The organism is Paenalcaligenes suwonensis, from assembly GCF_011290505.1.
Taxonomy (GTDB): domain Bacteria; phylum Pseudomonadota; class Gammaproteobacteria; order Burkholderiales; family Burkholderiaceae_B; genus Paenalcaligenes; species Paenalcaligenes suwonensis.
In genome coordinates, this window is record NZ_JAANPV010000005.1 from 183,417 (window position 1) to 204,663 (window position 21,247).

Consider the following 21,247-nt stretch of genomic DNA (forward strand, 5'->3'; position numbering starts at 1 on the left):
CATGAACACCACTGCCCCCACCCTGCTGCAACAGTACGAAACCATTGCAAACATTACCAGCAATATGCTGCAACAGGCCCAACTTAACGCCTGGGATGAGGTGCTTATACTCAGCGAACGCTACATTGAAGCGGTAGACTGCTTGCGTACACTAGATTCGTTAAGCGGCAGCGATAAAGACACCAGACGCGAATTACTCACTCGCATACTGGAAGATGACGCACAAATACGCCATCTCGCCACACCCGAGCTAAAACGCCTAGATCAACTGCTAGGCAACATGAAGCGCCAACAGAATATTCTGCAAACGTACTACCCAAATACAGCTAGCCATTCATGAGCATTGGCGGTCACTCCCCTCTAGGTACTCTACTGATACAGCGCCTAGATGCTGCGCTGGGTAATACGGTTGGCCAGCAAAGCAACATCAGCACTGGCGCCAGAGCGGATGCAGTTAGCCAACCTCAGCAGTCTGAACGCAATCAGCGCAGCGACAACACCACGACACGCCATCCACAACATAGCGTGGAGCAAGCCAGTCGTCATGCCCAACATGGCAAACAACAGCAACTACGGCAAGATGTAAGCCTAAACCGTCAGGCTGCCATTGAGTCGCTGCTTCGGCACACCAGCACTGCCGCCACAAAGTCCGCCCCCACTACTCTGGGTAAGGCGGCACAAACTATTGTGCAAATTATTGATCGCTACCCAGAGATCAAACAAGGCCTACAAGGGCGTCACCCTCTGGCAAACAATGGTGACTTGCGCAGCTTACTTCACGCCGCGCTGACTCAGGCCCGCACCCACACCGTTAGCTCGCCTGCTCAACAAACACCACAACCGCCTACGCCCACAACCGAGCAAGCTACTGCAAACACTCAACTTGCTCGTCCCGCTGCTGCAGCTTCCAGTTTGCTGCAGCAACTAGACACCACAGCACTGGCGCAGAGCTTCATGAAAGGCCTGCAACAAACCGTGCAACACAGCGGCATGTTTTACGAAGCCCAGCTTGCACGCTTTGCCTTTGGCCAAGGCGCATTACAAACCTTGGCGCAACAGCCGCAAAACCAAACAACTAACGCTCAACAAGCACACTCCTCACACAAAAGCGGTCATACGGAAACGCAACACACATCGCCCACCACACACAGCGCACCAGCCGCCACAACGGACAGCAGCGATTCTCCACACTCATTGCTGATACGACAGCAATTAGAAGTACTAGCGAATCAACAGTTTCAGTGGCGTGGTGAAGCATGGCAAAACGTACCGCTAGACTGGTTAATCCAACGCAAACAACAACACGAAGGCTCTCCTAACCACAAACGTACCGTTAGCAGCCAACAGTGGGACAGCCACCTACGACTGCAACTTCCTTTGCTAGGAAGCATAGAAATTGCCGTAACACTGGTAGATAAACAATTATCGCTACGCATTGTTGCCCCTGATGGGCATGATGCCTTGCAAGCTCATTTACCCACCTTGCAAGGTAGGCTAGCGGCTCTGGATTTCAATTTGCATACCCTCACCATGCAAGAAGACAGCGCTTCAACTCCTTCTGCATCAGAACAGCATGACGGATAAAATTTTTTCTCCACCCTTGCGCCCTAGTGCCGTTGCATTGCGCTACGACGCCCACGACCCTGCCCCTAAAGTGGTTGCCAAGGGCTATGGCAACATCGCTGAAACCATTATTCAAACCGCTACCGCCAATGGCCTGCACGTGCATGAGTCTCGCGAACTCGTGAGTTTATTGATGCAAGTAGACTTAGATGCTCATATTCCGCCTCAACTCTACCAGGTTGTGGCTGAGCTACTGGCATGGGTCTACAGCATTGAAAACCTTGATAGTCAGCCCCTCACCTCGCCTGAAAAAAACCATAAGGCTTGAAAAGCCCACTTTTTTGGCGGTAGATACACCGCTTGCCTTAGTGCGTACACAGGTACAGTAGGCTGTGTAATCGACTCATTATGAGAATGGGTTCCGTGCACCACTTTGGACGAGTTTTAAATGTCTACCTCCATGCTTTCCAGCCTAGAGTCTGTCTTGGCAAAAATGCAGGCCCTTAGCGACGTAGCCGGCAATCGCCCTATTAGCGCTAAACCTACTAGCTCTACTGAATCCGGCTTTGCCGCCGAACTGTCTCGTTCGTTGCAACGCCTATCTGCCATGCAAAACCAAGCCCAAGATCAAGCCAAAGCGTTTGAAGCTGGTGTACCCGGCATAGCACTGAACGACGTCATGATTGATATGCAAACCGCTAGTGTGGCATTTCAAACCACCGTTCAAGTTCGCAACCGTTTGGTAGCGGCCTATCAAGAAATTGCCAGCATGCCGGTATAAGTCCCGCTGCTATCGCCACATTTAACTAGGCCACGTCCGTTTTCATGTTTCACATGGTCGTATCACTACTCCCGCACAGTCCTGTCGCGACATCCCGCGATGCATTAAGATGAGGTAATCTGTCGTGAATCAGGCAGTGCAGATTTTTTCTCGCGTTCCCGGTTTTACTAAAATCATGGCCCTTCCCCGACCCGTACAGTTGGGGATAGCAGCGGCGATGATTGCTTTGGTTGCTGTTGCAGCCATGTGGGCCCGCAAACCCGACTACGGTGTTTTATTCTCCAACTTGGATGACCGCGATGGCGGCGCCATTGTGAGCGCACTGGGTCAACTCAATATCCCTTACCAGTTTTCTGATAACGGTACCGCCATTCTTGTGCCAACAGCCCAAGTGCCAGAGGCCCGTATGCAACTGGCGAGCCAAGGCTTACCCAAAGCCGGTAACGTAGGCTTCGAACTGCTGGACCAATCCCGCTTTGGTGCTAGCCAATTCACCGAGCAAGTGACGTACCAACGCGCACTAGAAGGCGAGCTGGCTAACTCCATACAAGCGTTGCACTCGGTACAAGAAGCCAGAGTGCATTTGGCGATTCCGCGTGAAACCTTATTTGTCCGCGACCGACAAGAACCCACCGCGTCTGTACTGCTAAGCCTCTACCCTGGCCGTAACTTAGGTGAAGATCAGGTGTCTGCCATCACGTGGCTAGTGTCCTCTAGCGTACCCAACTTGAATGCGCAAAACGTATCAGTAGTAGACCAAAACGGCAGATTGCTCACCATGCCTGTAGGTGAAGGCGGTGTGAATAGCCAGCAGCAGAACATGGTAAACGATATAGAGCACCGCTCTGTACAACGTATTCTGACTTTGCTGAATCCCATTCTGGGCGCCGGTAATGTACGCGCACAAGTTAGCGCCGACATGGACTTCGCCAAACGCGAAGAAACCTCTGAAATCTACCGCCCCAACCAACGCCCTGGTGAAGCGGCTGTTCGCAGCGAACAAAGCAGCACCTCTATTAATAACAATTCCCTGCCCGCTGAAGGCGTGCCCGGCGCACTGAGCAATCAACCTCCTGTAGACCCTGTTGCTCCTATTGTGAACCCGGTTGCCAATGCAGCAGAAGGCACCGCCACAGAGGCGGCAGCACCACAAGACCAACAACAGAACGCCCTGCGCAACCTTAATGAGCAAGCCAGAGAAGTCTCTGCCACCGGTAATGCACGCCGCGACGTCACCACCAACTACGAAGTAGACCGCACCATCAGCCACATCAAAGGGCCTAATGGTCAGTTAAAACGCCTGTCTGTCGCGGTTGTAGTGAACTACCGCCACGAGCAAGGTGAACTGGTTGCCTTAGACGACAGCGAGTTAGAGAACATACGCGAGCTAGTTAAACAGGCCGTGGGCTTTTCCGTAGAGCGCGGTGACAGCATCAGCGTCGTAAACAGTCGATTCAGCGACCTACCTGACACCTCGGTTCCTTTCTGGAAAAACAACGACTATCTAGAGCTAGGCATGTCCCTCATCAAATATCTGTTGTTAGCGATACTGTTCTTCGTCTTCTGGCGCATTGTGATCAACCCCATCATCCAAGGGTTCATCCAAGCCTCTGCGCAAGCTGATGCGCGTCGCGCCGAACAAGACCAAGAGTTGGAGCGTCAGCAACAGGCTCAAGACAGGGCCTCTGAAATCAACCGTTATGAAGACAACCTGAGCACCGCACGCTCTATGGCCGAACAAGACCCACGAGCCGTAGCCATGGTATTGCGCAGCTGGATGACCAAAGAAAATAAAGATGAAAAGCGCGGATAACAAACTAAGAGAAAGTGCCATCCTAATGATGGCCATAGGCGAGGATGCCGCTGCCGAAGTATTCAAGTTTTTGAACCCTAAAGAGGTACAAGAGCTTGGCTCAGCAATGGCCAGCCTAAAGCAACTGACCCGAGCCGACATGGACTCCATCTTGGAAGAGTTCAGACAAGAGGCCGATCAGTTTATGGCCGTAACATTAGACTCCAACGAGTACATTCGCTCTGTCTTAAATAAAGCGCTGGGCACCGACCGTGCGGCAGGCTTAATTGAAGACATTCTGGAGGCCGGTGATGGTGTCAGCAGCGGTATTGATGCCCTGAACTGGCTGGATGCCCACAGCGTGGCTGAACTGATTAGCGATGAGCACCCTCAGATTATCGCCACCATTTTGGTGCACTTAGAGCGTGACCGCGCCGCAGACATTCTGACTGAACTGCCCGAGCGTCTGCGTGACGATGTGATCTTGCGTGTTGCCACCTTTGGTGGGGTGCAACCCAATGCGCTGCATGAACTGACCGAAGTGCTAAACGGAATGCTGTCTGGGCAAGGTGCCAAACGCAGCAAAATGGGTGGTACGCGTACGGCTGCTGAGATTCTGAACTACCTAAGCGCCAGCGACGAAGAGTCCGTGATCAAGAGCTTGCGTGGTATCGATAATGATCTTACCGATCGTATCGTGGAAGAAATGTTCGTCTTTGACAACTTGGCTGACATTGAAGACACCGCTATCCAGCTGATCTTGAAAGAAACAGAGACAGCCTCGCTAACCGTTGCCCTGAAAGGCGCAACCGACGAGCTACGCGACAAGTTCTTCAAAAACATGTCCAATCGTGCGGCCGATATGCTGCGCGAAGATCTGGAAGCCCAAGGCCCTGTACGCATGTCCAAGGTGGAACAAGAGCAAAAAGCCATTGTGGAAGTGGCTCGCCGATTGGCCGAAGGTGGCCAAATTACATTGGGCGGCTTAGGAAGCGACGAGTATGTCTGATCACACCCCTTCCTCACCTTATGGTCACTGGCAACGCTGGGAGATGCAAGCTTTCGAGTTACCGGAACTAGCATCCAAACAGCGTAAGCGAGAAGAAGCTGCCAAACCGGCTATGCCTGATGTCGCACAGTTGATGGCTGAAATTGAAGAGCTACGCCAGGCGGCCGTTCAACGCGGTCACGCTGAAGGCTTTCAAAATGGCCACGATCAAGGACATCAACAAGGCTACGCCCAAGGGGTAGAGGAAGGCAAAGCCAAAGGGCATGAGGAAGGGCTGACTCTAGGCCATGAGAAAGGCTTTGCAGAAGGCCAAACGCTGGCACATGAACAAGCACAGCAGCTCAACACTTTACTGACCAGTACTCAGCAACAACTTGAAAGTCTGTATAGCGACATGGGTGAGGCACTGCTCAATACCGCTGTACGTATTGCTAGCCATGTTGTGCAACACACTTTGCACACCCAACCTGAGCACCTACTGCACCTAGTACGCCATCTGCTGGAGTCCAACATGGATGACCAAAGCGGTATTAGCTTTTACGTGAACCCAAGTGACTACAACGTGGTGCATGACTACCTCAGTAACCGAGAACACGCTCCCGCATGGCGTGTACTGGAAGATAACAGCATCACCGCTGGGGGCTGCAAAGTACGCACAGCGTTAGGCGATATTGATGCCACCTTGGAAACTCGCTGGCACCGTGCTATCCATACTCTTAACCTTGCCTCTTCTGAGGCAAGCGCGCTGGAACTATCATGAGTACACTGCCAGCCTCCCCCTTCTCTCGCTGGCAAGCTCAACTGCAAAACGCGGTCTTGCGAGTGGAGTCCACCGATCCTTTGCTCTATAGTGGACGCGTCATACGCGCTACTGGATTGGTAATTGAAGCAACGGGGCTGCGCTTGCCTGTGGGCTCCGCCTGCCGCATCGAATTATCCTCAGCACAAGACTTGTGGGCCGATGCCGAGGTGGTAGGCTTTGAAGGCGGAAAACTGTTTTTAATGCCCCAAGGCGATACTGCTGGCCTAACACCTGGCGCCCGCGTGCTGCCACTGGAAGCCAGTTACGATCACCCCGTCGCCTTACCTAAAGATGGGCAATCTACCCCACCTCCGCCGCCCGCCATCACCCACCATCTTCCCGTAGGAGATCACCTGCTTGGGCGTGTGCTAGATGCTTCGGGCAAGGCACTGGATGGTTTTGATGAGCCCTCTACCGCCAAAACAGCCAGCCTACATACCGAGCTGATCAACCCCTTAGCCAGATCCCCTATTGATACAGTATTAGACGTTGGCGTCAAAGCCATTAACGCACTGTTAACGGTGGGCAGGGGTCAGCGCATGGGGCTTTTTGCAGGCTCCGGGGTGGGTAAAAGTGTGCTGTTAGGCATGATGGCGCGCTACACCCAAGCCGATATTATCGTGGTGGGGTTAATTGGCGAGCGTGGTCGCGAGGTTAAAGAATTTATTGAGCACAACTTAGGCCCTGAAGGCTTAAAACGTGCTGTGGTGGTCGCCGCCCCTGCTGACGTTTCACCCCTGCTGCGCTTACAGGGTGCCGTATACGCTACCCGCATCGCTGAGTACTTTCGCGATCAAGGCAAGCATGTGCTGCTTATTATGGACTCCCTTACCCGCTATGCCATGGCACAACGGGAAATTGCCCTAGCTGTGGGCGAGCCTCCAGCCACAAAAGGGTATCCACCTTCCGTATTTGCCAAACTGCCCGCATTGGTAGAGCGCGCCGGTAATGGCGCCGTCAATCAACACGGTAAAGCAGGTTCTATCACGGCGTTTTACACCGTGCTGACCGAAGGCGATGACCAACAAGACCCCATTGCTGATTCTGCCCGCGCCATTCTAGACGGTCACATTGTGCTGTCCAGAAGCCTTGCTGAAACGGGGCACTACCCCGCCATTGATATAGAGGCCTCTATTTCTCGCGTGATGTCTGCTGTTGTACCGCCAGAACAAATACAGTCGGTACATCGTTTCAAAGGGCTGATCTCTCGCTATCAACGCAATCACGATTTGATTGCGGTAGGTGCCTACACCAAAGGTAACGACCCCGCCATTGATGAAGCCATAGACCGTTTCCCATGGCTGGAAAGTTTTCTCAAACAGGACGTCAACGAACAAGTGAACTACGACGACTCCGTCGCTTTGCTGCGTACCGTCCTGCATTCAGGGAGCAATAGCCTATGAAGCCGCAACACTCATTAGCCATGTTGATTGAATTGAGCGAACACCGCCGAGACGAGGTAGCTCAGCGACTTGCAGCGCTAAACCAAAGCTATAACGCCGCTCAACAACAGCTCACGATGCTGCAGGAATACCGCCAAGATTATGCCCAACGCTTACTAGAGGCTGGTCAAAATGGTGTTGCCATGTCGAACTACATGAATTTTCAGCGCTTCATTGGCACTTTGGATGAAGCCATTCAGCAGCAAAATACTATATTGGGTCAGTTGTCAGAAAAAATCAGCAAAGAACAAAGCCTGTGGCTGGAAGAGAAAAAACGCCTACATGCTTATGAAACTTTGCATGCCCGTCGTCATGCTGAGTGGCAGCGCACACAAGCGCGCCAAGAACAACGCTTAAACGACGAGTTTTCGGCAGCTTTATTCCAGCGTTTACACCCTACACATTAGTCCGAGGCAGTTATGACTACACAGGCTCTTACTCTGGTTGCTCCCGTTTCTGCCAGTGCCCCTACTACCGCTGCAGCACAAAGCAGCCCAGATACAGACAGCTTCGCATCGGTGCTGGCGTCGCAAAACGAAGGTGGCAACAGCAAAGAAGGGGCTACAGATTCTGTCATAACTCTCCCTAGTCACACCCCTCGCGACAAACAAAAGCTGGACTCTTTACTTGATGTCGCTGAAGAAACCGACGACAGTGCAGACTCGGCGCTAAGCATGATCGCGACCACCTTGTTTATTGCTGCCGAATCCGTCAGCATTCAGCAAGGGTTACGCCAACACGTAGCCGCCAACAACGCTGACTCAAACGCATCAGATGCCGCGTTTTCACACGCTAAAACGGCGGATAATCTCCCACAACGTTCCAGGCTACCGCTAAGCGATACAACTCCTGCGCTATCCAAGCCAATGCTAGAAACAAGCAATGATGGTGCGCTACGGTTCACCAATGCCGCACTGCCTCATGACGTGAGCACGGCCCCAGTTGACACCAAAGCCTCTAGCAACGTGGCACAGCCGGCCCTAGCAAAAAATGAGTCTACCGCTAGTGTGCTCAGCACCGCACCGCTTGCCGGAAAAACAGCAGTGCTTACCGATAACGTGAAAGCGGCATTGTCTTCTCTGCCCGCCGCGCATACTCCCGTGTCCACACAGGCAGAGCAGATCCCCCTTGCGCAAGACACTCCCACTGTCACCACAGCCATTGCTAGCGCCACGAGCAACATCACCACGCTGGCCACACCTGGCTCCTCTCCCGTCCTGCAAAGTAGCTTACATCAACCGTTAAGCTCGCCAGCATGGGGCCAAGAGTTCAGCAAAACCATGGTGAGCTTCTCGCGCCAAGGCATACAGCACGCCGAACTACGACTGGATCCGCCAGAGCTGGGGCCGTTACGTATTAGCTTAAAACTGAGTGACAACATCGCGCACGCCTACATTGTGTCAGCGCATGCCAACGTACGTCAGGCAGTAGAGCAAGCCTTACCTCAACTGCAGCAGGCCTTGGCACAATCTGGTCTCTCTTTGGGGCACACCGACGTAAGCGACCAGCCATCAGAGCAAGCGTTTTTATTCCAGCAAGGCTCAGAAGAGTCCTCTTCTGAGTCGGCGTCTTCTAACCGTTTTGACGACCTACTGCATGGACGCACTTCCTCGTCCACCGAGACAACAGCACCACCGGTACGCCGAGCTATCCCTGACGCATTAGTAGATACCTTTGCTTAATCAAGCTAACTAGCTCAAGTTTTTACTTAGCACACCGTAAAGAGTGGATTAAGACGGCAATACCTCCCTTATTCCACTGCATTTGAATTGACTGCCTAGGGCACAATGACCTCAGGCTTTTTTTGCTGCGACACAGAATTTCGCGCGACATTGTTACTATGGCTACTTCTACTACAGTTCGCTCCAAAAACGCATCCTCATCGGCAACCACCACGACTGAGCGACCACCTCGTCGCCCAGCACGCTCTGGTTTTTCCCGTTTTCTTAAAAATCTGCTGATTGTCTTGCTGATTATTGCAGCCAGTGTAGGCGCTACGTTGTACTACTCATGGCAACAAGGCGGCATTAGCTTTTTTGCGGCTCCCAAAGCGGCTGGCGCAGAACCAGACGCAGAGGTCGAAAAAACCGTTGCAGCACCTGCTGCTCCCGTTGTTTCCGCTAAGCCTATTTTCACATCGCTAGAGCCCTTCACCGTTACGGTTAGTGATGGTCAACGCTCGCGTATTCTCTACACTGCGTTAACGCTGCGTGTAGAAGATGAGGAAACCCGTTTACTACTGGGTGAGTTCATGCCAGTGGTTCGCGATCGCGTACTTAAAATCCTCTCTGCTCAACACCCTTTCCACGTGCAAACACCACAAGGTAGAGAAGAGTTGGTTAATGCGCTCACTCTCGTGCTGAACGCTCCTTACGAGCCCAGCCAAGTAAAACCTCGTATCGCTAACGTTTTATTCACCGCTTTTGTGGTCCAGTAAATGTCGTACCAAAGCTTTTTATCGCAAGACGAAGTCGATGCCCTGCTGGCGGGTGTCACCGGTGAAGGCACCGACAACCCCAGCAAAGAGCTCCCTGCCAGCGGTGTAAGGCCCTATGACTTGGCCTCTCCCGAGCGGGTAATTCGACACCGTATGCAAACGCTTGAGCTAATCAATGAGCGTTTTGCCAGACGGTTGCGCAGCACAATGCTCAGCTTTATGCGTCGTAATGCGGACATTACGGTAGGCACGATTAAAGTACAAAAGTACAGCGACTTTGAGCGTAACCTGCCCGTCCCTAGTAACCTGAACATGGTGAATCTCAAGCCTTTACGTGGCATTTCACTATTCACCTTCGACCCCAGCTTAGTTTTTCTAATTATTGATAGCTTGTTTGGTGGTCATGGTCGCTACAGCACTAGGGTTGAAGGCAGAGACTTCACCGTAACCGAACAACGCATTATTCAACGCTTGCTGACGCACACGTTGGAAAACTATTGCGAAGCGTGGGAGAACGTCTACAAGCTCGAATACGAGTATGTGCGCTCTGAGATGCATACCAAGTTTGCCAGCATCAGCTCAGGCAATGACTTGGTGGTGGTGACCTCCTTCAACATAGAGTTTGGTGCACAAGGCGGCAATCTGAATATTTGTCTGCCCTACTCCATGATCGAACCGGTGCGTGACTTACTGACTCGCCCACTGCAAGACACCAGCAGTAGCGCCATTGATCAACGTTGGACCCAACAGCTAACACGCCAAGTACGTAGCGCTGATGTAGAACTGGTGGCCGATTTTCAAAAAATCCAAGCCTCTATTTCTACGCTGATGCAGCTACAAGTTGGCGATGTATTACCTATTGATATTCCTGAACGCATCTTTGCACACGTTGATGGCGTACCCATCATGGAATGCCAATACGGCACTTCCAATGGACGTATGGCACTACGCGTACAAAAAGTGCTGACCTACACAGAGCCTGATTTCCGAAAAGCGAACCAACATGACAGAACCTCAGAATAACAACCCTACACAGCCTGTTTCTTCTGACGACAACACCGAGCTAGACTGGGATGCTGCCATGGCTGAACAATTGGCCGGCCAAACTGACGACAAATCCTCATCCACCCAAGCGGCTGGCTTGGAAAGCATGAATGATGATTGGGCATCGGCTCTGGCCGAACAAACCGCCGCTACCTCTAGCGACAGCGCGAGTGTGGCCGCTACACCCAATGCAATCTTCCCAGCTCTCAGTGGTGGCGCGGGCAGCAGCCAAAGCGATATAGACATGATCATGGATATTCCTGTTCAGTTGTCTGTAGAGCTGGGCCGTACACGCCTGACCATTAAAAACATTCTGCAGTTGGGTCAGGGCTCTGTAGTGGAACTGGATGGTTTAGCTGGTGAGCCTATGGATATTTTTGTTAACGGCTACCTGATTGCTCAGGGTGAGGTGGTAGTCGTAGACGAAAAGTACGGCATTCGTGTGACCGATATCATCACGCCTTCAGACCGTATTCAACGCTTAAACACGCGTCGATAAATCACTATGAACGAAGCCGACCTACTACGGATCAGCGCAAGCTTGATTGCGGTCATTTTATTGATCGTAGTAGGTGGCTGGCTGGCCAAACGCACGAAGCTGCTACGCCCCTCGGGTAAAAAGCCCTTGATCTCCATCTTGGACAAGCAAAGCGTGGGGCCACGCATGCAGGTGTTACTCATCGAGAGCGAAGGCCAGAAACTACTGCTAGGGGTAACACCACAGCAGATTAACTTGTTGCACTGTTTTGAATCCTCCGCTGCGACACCAGAGAGCTTTCAACAGCATCTGCAACAACACCAACATGAGCAGAACCCTAATTCTTAATCAACGTGCTGATCGCCAGCCGCTACGCCTTAGTTGGCTTCTGTACGGCTGCGCTCTGATCGCGATGTTGCTGCTAGTGCTTTACCCACACAATGTCTGGGCGCAAGCCAGCTTACCTGCATTCACAACGTCACCCACCCCTGATGGTGGGCAACGCTGGTCACTCAGCCTAGAAACGCTAGCGCTGCTGACCATGATGTCGTTCCTGCCTGCCATTTTGTTATTAATGACAGGCTTTACTCGCATTGTGATTGTATTGGGCTTGCTGCGTAATGCGATGGGTACAGGCTCAGCACCACCCAACATGGTGCTGATTGGCTTAGCCTTATTTCTGACTTTCTTCACGATGGGCCCTGTGTTTGAAGAAATTCATGAACAGGCCTATGCCCCCTTATCCCGTGCAGAAATTTCATTTCCAGAAGCCTTGGAGCGCGGTAGTCAGCCTTTAAAAACCTTCATGCTGCACCAAACCCGCGAAACGGACCTTAAGCTGTTTAGCGAAATGGCTGGGGTGAGCAATCTGGAATCCCCTAGCGACGTACCCTTGCGCGTACTGGCCCCCGCTTTTATTACCAGCGAACTGAAAACAGCCTTCCAAATAGGTTTCACTATTTTCATTCCCTTTCTCATCATCGACTTGGTCATTGCCAGTGTGCTGATGTCATTAGGGATGATGATGGTACCGCCTGTAACTATTTCCCTCCCCTTTAAGCTCATGCTGTTTGTGCTCGCTGACGGTTGGAATTTATTGCTGGGCTCGTTGGCGCGCAGCTTCTATATATAAGAGAAAGACCATGACTGCTGAAACCGTCATGACCATGACCTACATGGCACTGAAAATAGCACTAACCATCGCCGGTCCACTGCTATTGGTAACGCTGACAGTAGGTTTGGCCATTAGTATTTTTCAGGCGGCCACACAGATTAACGAGATGACACTGTCGTTTATTCCCAAGCTGCTAGCTGTGGGCATTACCATCGTCATCCTAGGTCCATGGCTAATCAGCACGCTGGTGGACTACATACAAAGCCTGTTCTCTTCTATACCAGGCTTGGTGCAGTAGCACCTCTACATGATTCAATTCACCACTGAACAGGCCTACCTCTGGCTCAATAGCTTTATATGGCCTTTTTTTAGGCTATTAGGGCTAGTTGCCACAGCGCCTTTGTTCAGTGAGTCCTCTATTCCCAAAAAAGTGAAGGTAGGTCTAGCGGCGCTGATTGCCATTGTGATTGCACCCAGCTTGTCTGACATGCCGACGCTACCCACAGGCTCGTACCCTGCTCTACTACTGGGTATACAGCAGATATTGATAGGTATAGCGCTGGGTTTAATTATGCGCATTGTGTTTGCGGCGGTGCAAACAGCAGGAGAATTTATTGGCCTGCAAATGGGGTTATCCTTTGCCTCCTTTTTTGACCCTGCTACCGGCTCTAACACCGCTGTGCTGTCACGTTTTTTAAACTTGGTAGCCATGCTGGTATTTTTGGCGTTAAACGGCCATCTCATCATGCTGCAAGTGGTATTTCGTACCTTTGAAATACTCCCCATCCAACCCGGTAGCTTGAACAGTAATGGCTGGGGAGTGTTGCTAGAGTGGAGCGCTCAGCTCATGATTAGTGGTCTGCTGCTCGCCCTACCACTGATTATTGTGCTGCTGACCATTAACTTAGCGTTTGGGATTTTGAACCGTACCGCCCAGCAGCTAACGGTATTTGCCGTGGGTTTCCCTATTAGCCTATTGGTAGGGCTATCGCTCTTAACGGTGGTCATCCCCCAAATCACCCCCTTTCTCATGCGCTTCTTTGATTCTGGCTACAGCGCTATGCTACGTATGGCCCGAGGCCTAGCTGGCTTATAAGCACTTAATACCCACGTTTCTTACGCTGTATCTGACGTAGTTGCCGCAACTCTGCCCAGGTAGTAATGCCTTGTTGTGTTGCCTTGCGCAAGACAATTTGTAGCAGCTCAGCCGTCACCATGGCATCCCCCAACGCATTATGTCGCTCTATGGCATGCAAACCAAAGCGCTCTACCCAATCATCTAGGTTTTGCTGCGTTGCAGCATGATCCGAAAATAATGCCGGTAAATACTCCGCCACATTCAAGATCACGGGTTCACACGACCACTGCAATACCGACTTGAAGGCCTGTTGCAGCAACAACGCATCAAAGCCCGCATGGAAACCTACCCATACACTATGCTGGCCTTGCTCGCACAATGCGCCCAGCACCGCTTCGGTACTATCGCCTTGCTGCAGTGCAGTAGGCGACAGACCATGGATCAGCATGGCATCTGCCTGCAAGTCGCCCGTGTGATGAAGCACATGATAAAAAGCCTCGCTATAACGTAATGTCTGCTCAACTACCGCGATGGCTCCTACCGATAAAATCCGGTTATTTTTGCGCTGCAACCCATCCGACTCTAGGTCTACCACAAAGTAGCGCGTACCCAGCAGAGGAAGCTCCCATGGGTCTAACCAGGGCGGCGTTATCACCGACGCTGAGTCGGTTTTTTTCATATAACATTGGAAGAACTTTCTCAAGCGTGTCGTGGTCATTTTTCTAAGGCTTCACGCAACGGCATAATTTGTCGTAATGCCTCGCGAAACAACCTTTTTTCCAAAGGCGTTAACATACTGGCTTCGTCCGGTGTGTACTCACTTTTTACCGTTTGCTGGTGCTTTAGCAAATGCAGATAATTGAATGCTTGGCGTAAGGCATGGGCCGATTCTAGCGGTATAACCTGATGCTGCACCAAGCATTGCAAACGCAGCAACGTATTGGTATCGCGACAACCCTGCTCTAACGCCAAGATGCGCACGGCTTGCGTCAACACTCGTAACCCTTGTTTACGGAAATCTTGATCAGCCACCACAAACTGTTTGCTTTCCAAAAACCGCTGTAGTTGCTCTGCCGTTGGTAGCCTATAACGCAATACCGTTTTCTTTAAGCGCCGTAAGGCGGCGTCATGCTGTTGCAGGCGATTAAGCCAGAACTCATGCACCTGCTGCCACGCCAAACCACTGCCCCATACACACCGTTGATCTAGCAAAGACTGCTGCTTAGAAAGCAACCGGGCGGAGCCCTTTTCTAACCATTTCTGCATGGACTGCTGCCACCCTTGTACTGGCTGACAATAATCGGGGTGGCTAGCCAGTTTCTCACTCAGGCATAGCTGCATGCCGCATTGCTCTAAGAGCCCTATCACCTGCTCGGCCAGCGGCAAGAGTAACTGCTGCCGACCCTGAGCCTGCTCGGCATCCACCGCATCAAATACAATCCCACTTTGCTGTTTACTAAACAGCCACTGCTCTGCTCGAGCCCCCGCGCCGAACACAATCCAGTCAAAGGGAAAACTCACACCGGGATGGTCCAGCAAACATAGCTCTATAGCTCTGCTGATGCAATGATCACGTAAGCCACTAATTAGCTCCATCAGCTGTATAGCATCAGCCCCATGCGCTTGCATGGTGGTGAGTACCGGCTGTACGCTGCGATACACTGCTACTAATTCAGCCGCACTACTGGCGTGATACAACTTGCGCGATACGCTCACCAGATCTACCCTCTGCAATGCAAATACATCACGCTCGGAAATAACACCGTATAACCTACCGCCCTCGATAATACAGATATGACCTATACGCTGCTTTGCCATCAATAACGCCACATCAAACACCGAAGCACTCAAGCCCAAAGCCACCAACTGGCTACTCATCACCTGCGATACAGGCTGCTCTAAGCTTTCCCCCTGCGCCACAATGCGACGTAGATCCCGTAGCGTGAATATCCCTATGGGGTACTCGTTTTCTACGATCACAATGCTACTAATCGCCTGTTCATGCATCTGACGCACGGCCTCACGCAAAGGCACCCCTGGTGCACAGGTGATGGGCTCGCGTGACAACAGGGTATCTAAGGGGGCATTCAGGTTTGCGCCTACAGCGTTGCGCTCGTAGGCACTGGTGCGCGTTTTCTCGTATAACTGCCCAAATAAACTGCTCACACCTTTGAAGACGAAGTGACGCAAACTGTCAGACTGGTGCACCACCTGTAAAAAATCGGTTTTCGCTATCTGCACACAGAACACATCTTCGGCGGCCACATACAGGCGACTGGTAGGCCGCTCGGCCATCAATGCTCCCATAGGAAAGCAGTCGGCCACGCCCAACATACCTATTACTTGTTTTTCAACGCAGGCTTCGCCTGAAGAATTATCTACACTTGCAATACGCACCATGCCCTGACGCACAATCCACAACTGCTCGCACACACCCTGCTCCGGCGAAGCAATCACATCGCCTTGCGCATAAAACACCAACTGACCGCGCTTGAGCAGTTGCTGCATTTCCTCCACCGACAAACTGCTAAACGGTGGGTATTGCGTAAAAAGCTGAATTAACGCGTGCAAGCCTTGTCGCACGGCTTCTTGTCCGGTGCTTAATACGGCTGAAGGTCTGGATACTAAACTGGAACACATCGCGTAGTCTGCCTCAGGAAAATATCGTGGCTACCTGCGGTAGCCCCTACTCTTACCCTAGCATAAAAGCCTATTTTTCACGATGAACCAAAAGTCGTAGAAGCTACGTGCTGAATACAAAAAAGCACACAGGGTTGCTGTGTGCTTTTTGGCGTAAAACGCTGTGGTACTTAACTGGTGGAGCGACGCAATATTTGTCGTAGTACCTGATTAGGGCCAAACTCCAGCCACAACTCACGCTCTACATAAATCGCATTAGGCACTATAGATTGGCTAGAAAACCATACCTGTATAGAACCACCATCCGTCTGGGGATACACCGTGGTAGGTGCCGTCCCCAAACCTAAGCGTGCATCAGCAACCGTGGTAACACCCGGCTCTAACCATGCCGTATTGCTGTTGTATGAGTTACCGGTGCTGTAACACGCGGATAGCGTTATCGTTACAGCCACCACACCTGCACGCCAAAGCTTCTTCACGTTTTAGAACTCCACCCAATCGTCATCACTGTTTTGCGCTTTTTTAGTACCGCTCAAATCAGGACGCAACAAGGTCATGTCATTTGAAGCCGCGCCACTGCTTTTCTTAGGCAAGCTAGGCGTGCTGTTCGCCGCTGTTGCTGTACGTGCAGAAGCCAGTTTTTTGCTGGTTGTAGCGTGGGTAGCAGCGGAAGTCTGGTCATTGCTTACTTGCGCTTTACGGGATTGTCGGGCGCGCACTTGGCGTGCCGCAATATCAATCACTTCGGACTCAGGCAGTCTGAAACTGGTCACTGCATCTTGCACATGCTTTAACTCTGCATTCAAGGTAGTCGCTGCTCTTGCCGTTTGCTCTACTAATCTAGAGTTGTATTGTGTGGCTTCATCCATTTGGCCCACAGCACGGTTAATCTGATCAATCCCTGAGGACTGCTCTATCGTCGCTGCGGTGATTTCGCCCATGATATCGGTGACACGTTTTACGGAATCCACGATTTCCTGCATGGTGGCACCAGCGCGCTCTACCTGGCCTGAGCCTTCGCTTACCTTAGAAACAGAGTCATCAATCAACGCGGTAATTTCACGAGCGGCTTGCGCACTGCGTTGTGCCAATGCACGCACCTCAGACGCCACCACTGCAAAACCGCGGCCTTGCTCACCAGCACGGGCCGCTTCCACTGCCGCATTCAGCGCCAGAATATTGGTTTGGAAAGCAATGCTATCAATGACGCCCACAATGTCAGCTATTTTGCTGGAGCTTGCCGAAATACCTTGCATCGTAGCAACGACCTCTCCCACAGCCTTACCGCCGCGCTGTGCAACATCAGAGGCTGTAGCAGCTAGCTGGTTAGCTTGGTGTGCGTTATCGGCGTTTTGACGTACAGTACCCGCCAATTGCCCCATGCTTGCTGCGGTTTGCTGCAGTGCAGCCGCTTGATCGCTAGTACGGTCGCTGAGGTTACGGTTACCATCGGCAATGTCTACCGAACCCGCACTGATTTCATCCATACCGTTGCGTACGGCGCTGACCATACGAATCAGCGCATCTTGCAGTCTACGCAGGGCAGAAAACATATTGCCCATTTCGTTATTGGTTTTAACCGTTACACGCTGGCTTAAATCACCCGATGCCATGCTATCGAAATGCTGCATCACTTGATGCAATGGACGCACAACGCGTGTAGACAAGTAGTGGTACATCAAAATTGCCAAAACAACGGTTAGTACACCCAAGGCAATAGACCAATACAAACTAACTTGATACAAGCCTTCTGCTTGCTGCAAATGTGTTTTCAAGGCGGATGCACTAGCGCTACCACTGGCCAACTGCTGCAACGCCGTTAAACTTTGCGCATGAAAATACAGGCCCAGTATGGCAATCAGTACTGCCGACAAGAACAACCCTGCCAGCAAAACGGTAGCACCCGTTTTGATTTTAATATTTTTGAATAACATCTGCTTTTACCCAGTTTAGATAGTCAACTGCCTACTACGAATCAAAATTCTGTGCGTGATCAGCGATTACGCTTTCATTGCCAGCAAACTTGCGCCTTGGATTTTTTTGAATGCCAACACAGCTGCTTCCAGCGCAGCACTACGCTGCTCTAACTGTGAAGAGGCCGTGTAATAATCCAAATCTTCTATACGTATTAGCTCTTTACTTAGGTGTAATGCCTGTAACGTACCGTTGTCGTTAAGCGCGGAAATTTCATTCATACGACCGCCCACCGACGCACGTACCGTCAAGATGTTGTCGTAGTTAATATCTAAACGCTGCATGGCACCGTTTAGCTGGTTACGCAATGCCGCTTGTGCAACTGGGTCGCCAGAAGAAGGCTGCTCAAGCACATTAATCAAATCACTCAGCGTGTTGAACAGGTTCACATCTGTTTGTGGGTAGTCACCACGTGCTGTAGCACTCGCGCGTTCCACGTTAAAGGTATCTCCAGCAGCCGGTTTGCCGCCAAAGAAAATGCTGATCCCAGAATCATCGGTGCCTGCTGGCAGATTGATAATAGTTTCGCCTTTCTCGTTAACGGTATAGGCCTGCGCTGGTGACACGACATTCGTAATAGAACCATCAGCCTCTAGGTAGTTAGCCTCTACTTCGTAGGTGGTTTCGTCGATGAAACGCACTTCGAAGCTCACCATATTCTGGGCCGCTTTAGGATTCACAATAGACGGCTGGGCAATAATCCCTGTACCACCATTGCTACTGGCTGCGCTGGTAATAAACGAGTTGGCGCCTGGCGTCACGCGTGAAAACACATCCACACCGTGGTTGCTGGTGGGCAACTGACGGGTTTGATCTACTTGCACCAAACGCTCTACTTGGTCGCCATGGTAGGTGACCGACGTGCCGTCGTACACGTACGGGGCCACATTGCCTTGGCTACCTGAAAACAGATACTGACCCGAGGCATCTTTACTGTTTGCCAAGCCCAGCAACGACTCCATGCTATCGCGCAGTACGTTTGCCAACGTGGCTCTATCGGCGTCAGACAACGTGCCGTTACCCACTTCCACCAAACGTGTTTTTACATCACGTACTTGGGAGGTTAGTGAGTTCAAAATATTTTCTTCTTCACCCAACATACGGGTGGCCACGTGGCGGTTTTCAGCAAAGCGTTTATTCATGCTTTGTGCTTGTGCCAACGTAATGCTCTGCGCGGCAGCTAAAGGATCATCAGCTGGCGTCAAAGAACGTTTACCACTACCAATTTGCTGAAAAATTTCCATCAATTGGTTCTGCTGTCTGCCAATGGAATTCAAACCCGTCTGAAAATACAGATTAGTACTAATACGCATGACTGTGTTCCTGTAAAAACAACGGGTTAATTACGCAAACCCAATAGTGTGTCGAACATGTTTGAGCTCACCTCAATCATGCGTGACGCGGCACGGTACTGTTGTAGGAACTTATCCAAGTTCAGTACCTCTTCGTCTTCGTTCACACCAGAAATTCGTTGTTGCGACGCATAGTTCTGTTGAATCAAGTTCGCTTGTGCTTTGGCTGCCGTCGCATTTTGCTGGGCCTGCACAGCCACTTTGTTCACCAGTTGGCTGTAGGCTTCGTTAAAGTTCAGCGTGCCGTTGCCCATCGTGCGTTGTTCTTGTAACGCGGCCAATTTCAGTGCAATGTCACCGTTGGCCGAACCCAATGGGTTGCCATCTTTATCTTTACCAGCCGCTGCTACTTTAGCGGGGTCGTCTAACACCAGTTCAATACGGCCAGCCGCATTACGCGTAGGCTGCACCAACCAGCTATCGCCCTCTACTGCTGTTGCGGCGTCATCAAACTTAAATTTCACGCCATCAATCTCAAAACCTGCTTCAGCTTCGGCAGGAGTAAAGACTTTGGTGGGGCCATTTGGCAGAGTTTTTACGCTGTACTCACCATTACGGAATTCCACTTGGTAGTCGGAACCGGTGAGTTTATTGGCGTCGCCCAGCTCAATATTTAAATCGGGGGCTGGTGACGAACCAGACTTATTGCTAGGAATGGGCTTACCTAGCTCGATACGGAAGAAATCACCGCCGGCATTACCCGCCAAATCAAAACCTTCAGCATGCACAGCGTTAATCGCTGAGGTAATACCAATGGCCAAGCGGCCTAAATAGTTTTGGGTAGCATCCAGTGATTCGCTGCGATATTTCAACAAACCGCCTAACTGACCACCTTTAAAGTTGCTGTCTTGCAATTGCACGGTTTTACCCACACCGTCTTCAAACGCTGCGGTATAAGCCACTACAACTTTAGATGGATCGCTAGTAGACGTTTGCGCTTGCAACGGGAACACTTGGCTACCGCCCAACAACACCTGCCCATTGCTAAGCGTTAGGTTAAATACACCGTCTTGCTCAATAACCTTCACGTCTACCAATTGGTTTAATTCCATCACCAATTGCTCGCGCTGATCCAGCAAATCGTTAGGGCTGTGATCAGGCGTAGCAGCCTTAGCAGCCGTAATCTGCTGGTTCATGTCGTGTATACGTTCCACATAACTATTGATCTGCGAAACAGTAGTACGTACCTGCGTATTCAGGTTGTCACGCTGTGCTTGCAACGAGCTTTGTGCATTATTGAACTGCGTGACTAAGCTTTGAGCGCGACCCAGAAGCTCTTGTCTGGCATCGGGGTCGCTTGGGCTTGAAGCCACGGCATTCATGGCATCAAAGAAATTCTGTATCGCGGGGCTAATCCCTACCGTACGATCGCCAAACAAGTTGTTGACTTGCCCAATTTCAGTACCGTAGGTAATCAGTGCTGCACCAGCACTTTGTGACTGCACCAACTGATTCCACACAAAGGAATCGTATGCTCGCTGCACTGTGACTGCCTGCACGCCACGCCCTACATAACCCGCCCCTATGTTTTGAGCGCCCGCTGTTTGGGACAATACCGTTTGGCGGTTATAGCCTTCAACTTTAGAGTTGCTGATGTTATGGCCAGTTATCTGAAGATTTTGCTGGGCATTCTGCAGAGCTGACAAACCGAGGCGGGATAAATTCATAACAAATTCCGTTTTTGAGAAAGCGCCGCCAACTAGGGCAACGCAAACACGATCAATGAGCTATTAACGGGCTG

At 51.3% G+C, this 21,247-nt stretch carries 23 protein-coding genes; 17 read left to right on the top strand and 6 right to left on the bottom strand.

The window, feature by feature from the left end:
• The first annotated feature begins 1 nt into the window (after position 1).
• The 17 genes from GY634_RS09485 to fliR all read left to right on the top strand — a co-directional run bounded on the left by GY634_RS09485 (position 2) and on the right by fliR (position 13,558).
• On the top strand, positions 2-340 hold the full coding sequence (locus GY634_RS09485) for a flagellar protein FliT (RefSeq protein ID WP_166408298.1): 339 nt from the start codon (positions 2-4) through the stop codon (positions 338-340).
• Positions 337-1,584 carry a flagellar hook-length control protein FliK gene (gene fliK / locus GY634_RS09490; RefSeq protein ID WP_166408299.1) on the top strand — a complete coding sequence of 416 codons (1,248 nt, stop codon included), beginning with the start codon at positions 337-339 and terminating at the stop codon, positions 1,582-1,584. Before GY634_RS09485 ends, fliK begins: the two co-directional genes overlap by 4 nt.
• Complete coding sequence (locus GY634_RS09495; protein WP_166408300.1) at positions 1,574-1,891, top strand: EscU/YscU/HrcU family type III secretion system export apparatus switch protein; 318 nt, start codon at positions 1,574-1,576, stop codon at positions 1,889-1,891. Before fliK ends, GY634_RS09495 begins: the two co-directional genes overlap by 11 nt.
• Before the next feature lie 120 nt (positions 1,892-2,011).
• The gene (gene fliE, locus GY634_RS09500; protein ID WP_166408301.1) at positions 2,012-2,344 is read left to right on the top strand and encodes a flagellar hook-basal body complex protein FliE; all 333 of its coding nucleotides are present in this window, start codon (positions 2,012-2,014) and stop codon (positions 2,342-2,344) included.
• Between the two features lie 124 nt (positions 2,345-2,468).
• Positions 2,469-4,157, top strand: coding sequence for a flagellar basal-body MS-ring/collar protein FliF (gene fliF / locus GY634_RS09505; protein ID WP_166408302.1), 1,689 nt, complete (start codon positions 2,469-2,471; stop codon positions 4,155-4,157).
• Positions 4,141-5,145: a flagellar motor switch protein FliG gene (gene fliG, locus GY634_RS09510; protein WP_166408303.1), complete on the top strand. Its 1,005-nt coding sequence runs from the start codon at positions 4,141-4,143 to the stop codon at positions 5,143-5,145. The genes fliF and fliG overlap by 17 nt, the downstream gene beginning before the upstream one ends.
• Entirely contained in the window at positions 5,138-5,905 is a 768-nt protein-coding gene (gene fliH, locus GY634_RS09515; protein ID WP_166408304.1) for a flagellar assembly protein FliH, read from the top strand. Before fliG ends, fliH begins: the two co-directional genes overlap by 8 nt.
• Positions 5,902-7,350 (top strand): flagellar protein export ATPase FliI, encoded by a 1,449-nt coding sequence (gene fliI, locus GY634_RS09520; RefSeq protein ID WP_166408305.1) that lies wholly within the window; start codon positions 5,902-5,904, stop codon positions 7,348-7,350. Before fliH ends, fliI begins: the two co-directional genes overlap by 4 nt.
• Positions 7,347-7,796, top strand: coding sequence for a flagellar export protein FliJ (gene fliJ, locus GY634_RS09525; protein ID WP_166408306.1), 450 nt, complete (start codon positions 7,347-7,349; stop codon positions 7,794-7,796). Before fliI ends, fliJ begins: the two co-directional genes overlap by 4 nt.
• A gap of 12 nt (positions 7,797-7,808) precedes the next feature.
• Positions 7,809-9,071 (top strand): flagellar hook-length control protein FliK, encoded by a 1,263-nt coding sequence (locus GY634_RS09530; protein WP_207625566.1) that lies wholly within the window; start codon positions 7,809-7,811, stop codon positions 9,069-9,071.
• A 158-nt stretch (positions 9,072-9,229) separates the two neighbouring features.
• Complete coding sequence (locus GY634_RS09535; RefSeq protein ID WP_166408307.1) at positions 9,230-9,826, top strand: flagellar basal body-associated FliL family protein; 597 nt, start codon at positions 9,230-9,232, stop codon at positions 9,824-9,826.
• Positions 9,827-10,849, top strand: a complete 1,023-nt coding sequence (gene fliM / locus GY634_RS09540) for a flagellar motor switch protein FliM (RefSeq protein ID WP_166408308.1) — start codon at positions 9,827-9,829, stop codon at positions 10,847-10,849.
• Positions 10,830-11,369: a flagellar motor switch protein FliN gene (fliN, locus tag GY634_RS09545; RefSeq protein ID WP_166408309.1), complete on the top strand. Its 540-nt coding sequence runs from the start codon at positions 10,830-10,832 to the stop codon at positions 11,367-11,369. Before fliM ends, fliN begins: the two co-directional genes overlap by 20 nt.
• A gap of 6 nt (positions 11,370-11,375) precedes the next feature.
• Positions 11,376-11,696 carry a flagellar biosynthetic protein FliO gene (gene fliO / locus GY634_RS09550; protein WP_166408310.1) on the top strand — a complete coding sequence of 107 codons (321 nt, stop codon included), beginning with the start codon at positions 11,376-11,378 and terminating at the stop codon, positions 11,694-11,696.
• Positions 11,697-11,760: 64 nt separating this feature from the next.
• The gene (fliP, locus tag GY634_RS09555; RefSeq protein ID WP_166408419.1) at positions 11,761-12,480 is read left to right on the top strand and encodes a flagellar type III secretion system pore protein FliP; all 720 of its coding nucleotides are present in this window, start codon (positions 11,761-11,763) and stop codon (positions 12,478-12,480) included.
• A gap of 10 nt (positions 12,481-12,490) precedes the next feature.
• Entirely contained in the window at positions 12,491-12,760 is a 270-nt protein-coding gene (gene fliQ, locus GY634_RS09560) for a flagellar biosynthesis protein FliQ (RefSeq protein ID WP_166408311.1), read from the top strand.
• Between the two features lie 9 nt (positions 12,761-12,769).
• Positions 12,770-13,558, top strand: coding sequence for a flagellar biosynthetic protein FliR (fliR, locus tag GY634_RS09565; protein WP_166408312.1), 789 nt, complete (start codon positions 12,770-12,772; stop codon positions 13,556-13,558).
• Between the two features lie 4 nt (positions 13,559-13,562).
• Here fliR and GY634_RS09570 read toward each other — a convergent pair whose 3' ends face one another.
• From GY634_RS09570 to flgK, 6 genes are all read right to left on the bottom strand, one after another.
• The gene (locus GY634_RS09570; protein ID WP_166408313.1) at positions 13,563-14,219 is read right to left on the bottom strand and encodes a 3'-5' exonuclease; all 657 of its coding nucleotides are present in this window, start codon (positions 14,217-14,219) and stop codon (positions 13,563-13,565) included.
• Positions 14,220-14,254: 35 nt separating this feature from the next.
• On the bottom strand, positions 14,255-16,180 hold the full coding sequence (locus GY634_RS09575; RefSeq protein WP_166408314.1) for a DUF294 nucleotidyltransferase-like domain-containing protein: 1,926 nt from the start codon (positions 16,178-16,180) through the stop codon (positions 14,255-14,257).
• A gap of 170 nt (positions 16,181-16,350) precedes the next feature.
• On the bottom strand, positions 16,351-16,659 hold the full coding sequence (locus tag GY634_RS09580) for a hypothetical protein (RefSeq protein WP_166408315.1): 309 nt from the start codon (positions 16,657-16,659) through the stop codon (positions 16,351-16,353).
• A gap of 3 nt (positions 16,660-16,662) precedes the next feature.
• On the bottom strand, positions 16,663-18,114 hold the full coding sequence (locus GY634_RS09585; protein ID WP_166408316.1) for a methyl-accepting chemotaxis protein: 1,452 nt from the start codon (positions 18,112-18,114) through the stop codon (positions 16,663-16,665).
• Positions 18,115-18,180: 66 nt separating this feature from the next.
• Positions 18,181-19,467: a flagellar hook-associated protein FlgL gene (gene flgL / locus GY634_RS09590; RefSeq protein ID WP_166408317.1), complete on the bottom strand. Its 1,287-nt coding sequence runs from the start codon at positions 19,465-19,467 to the stop codon at positions 18,181-18,183.
• 26 nt (positions 19,468-19,493) lie between these two features.
• Positions 19,494-21,173, bottom strand: a complete 1,680-nt coding sequence (gene flgK / locus GY634_RS09595) for a flagellar hook-associated protein FlgK (protein WP_166408318.1) — start codon at positions 21,171-21,173, stop codon at positions 19,494-19,496.
• Between the last annotated feature and the right edge of the window lie 74 nt (positions 21,174-21,247).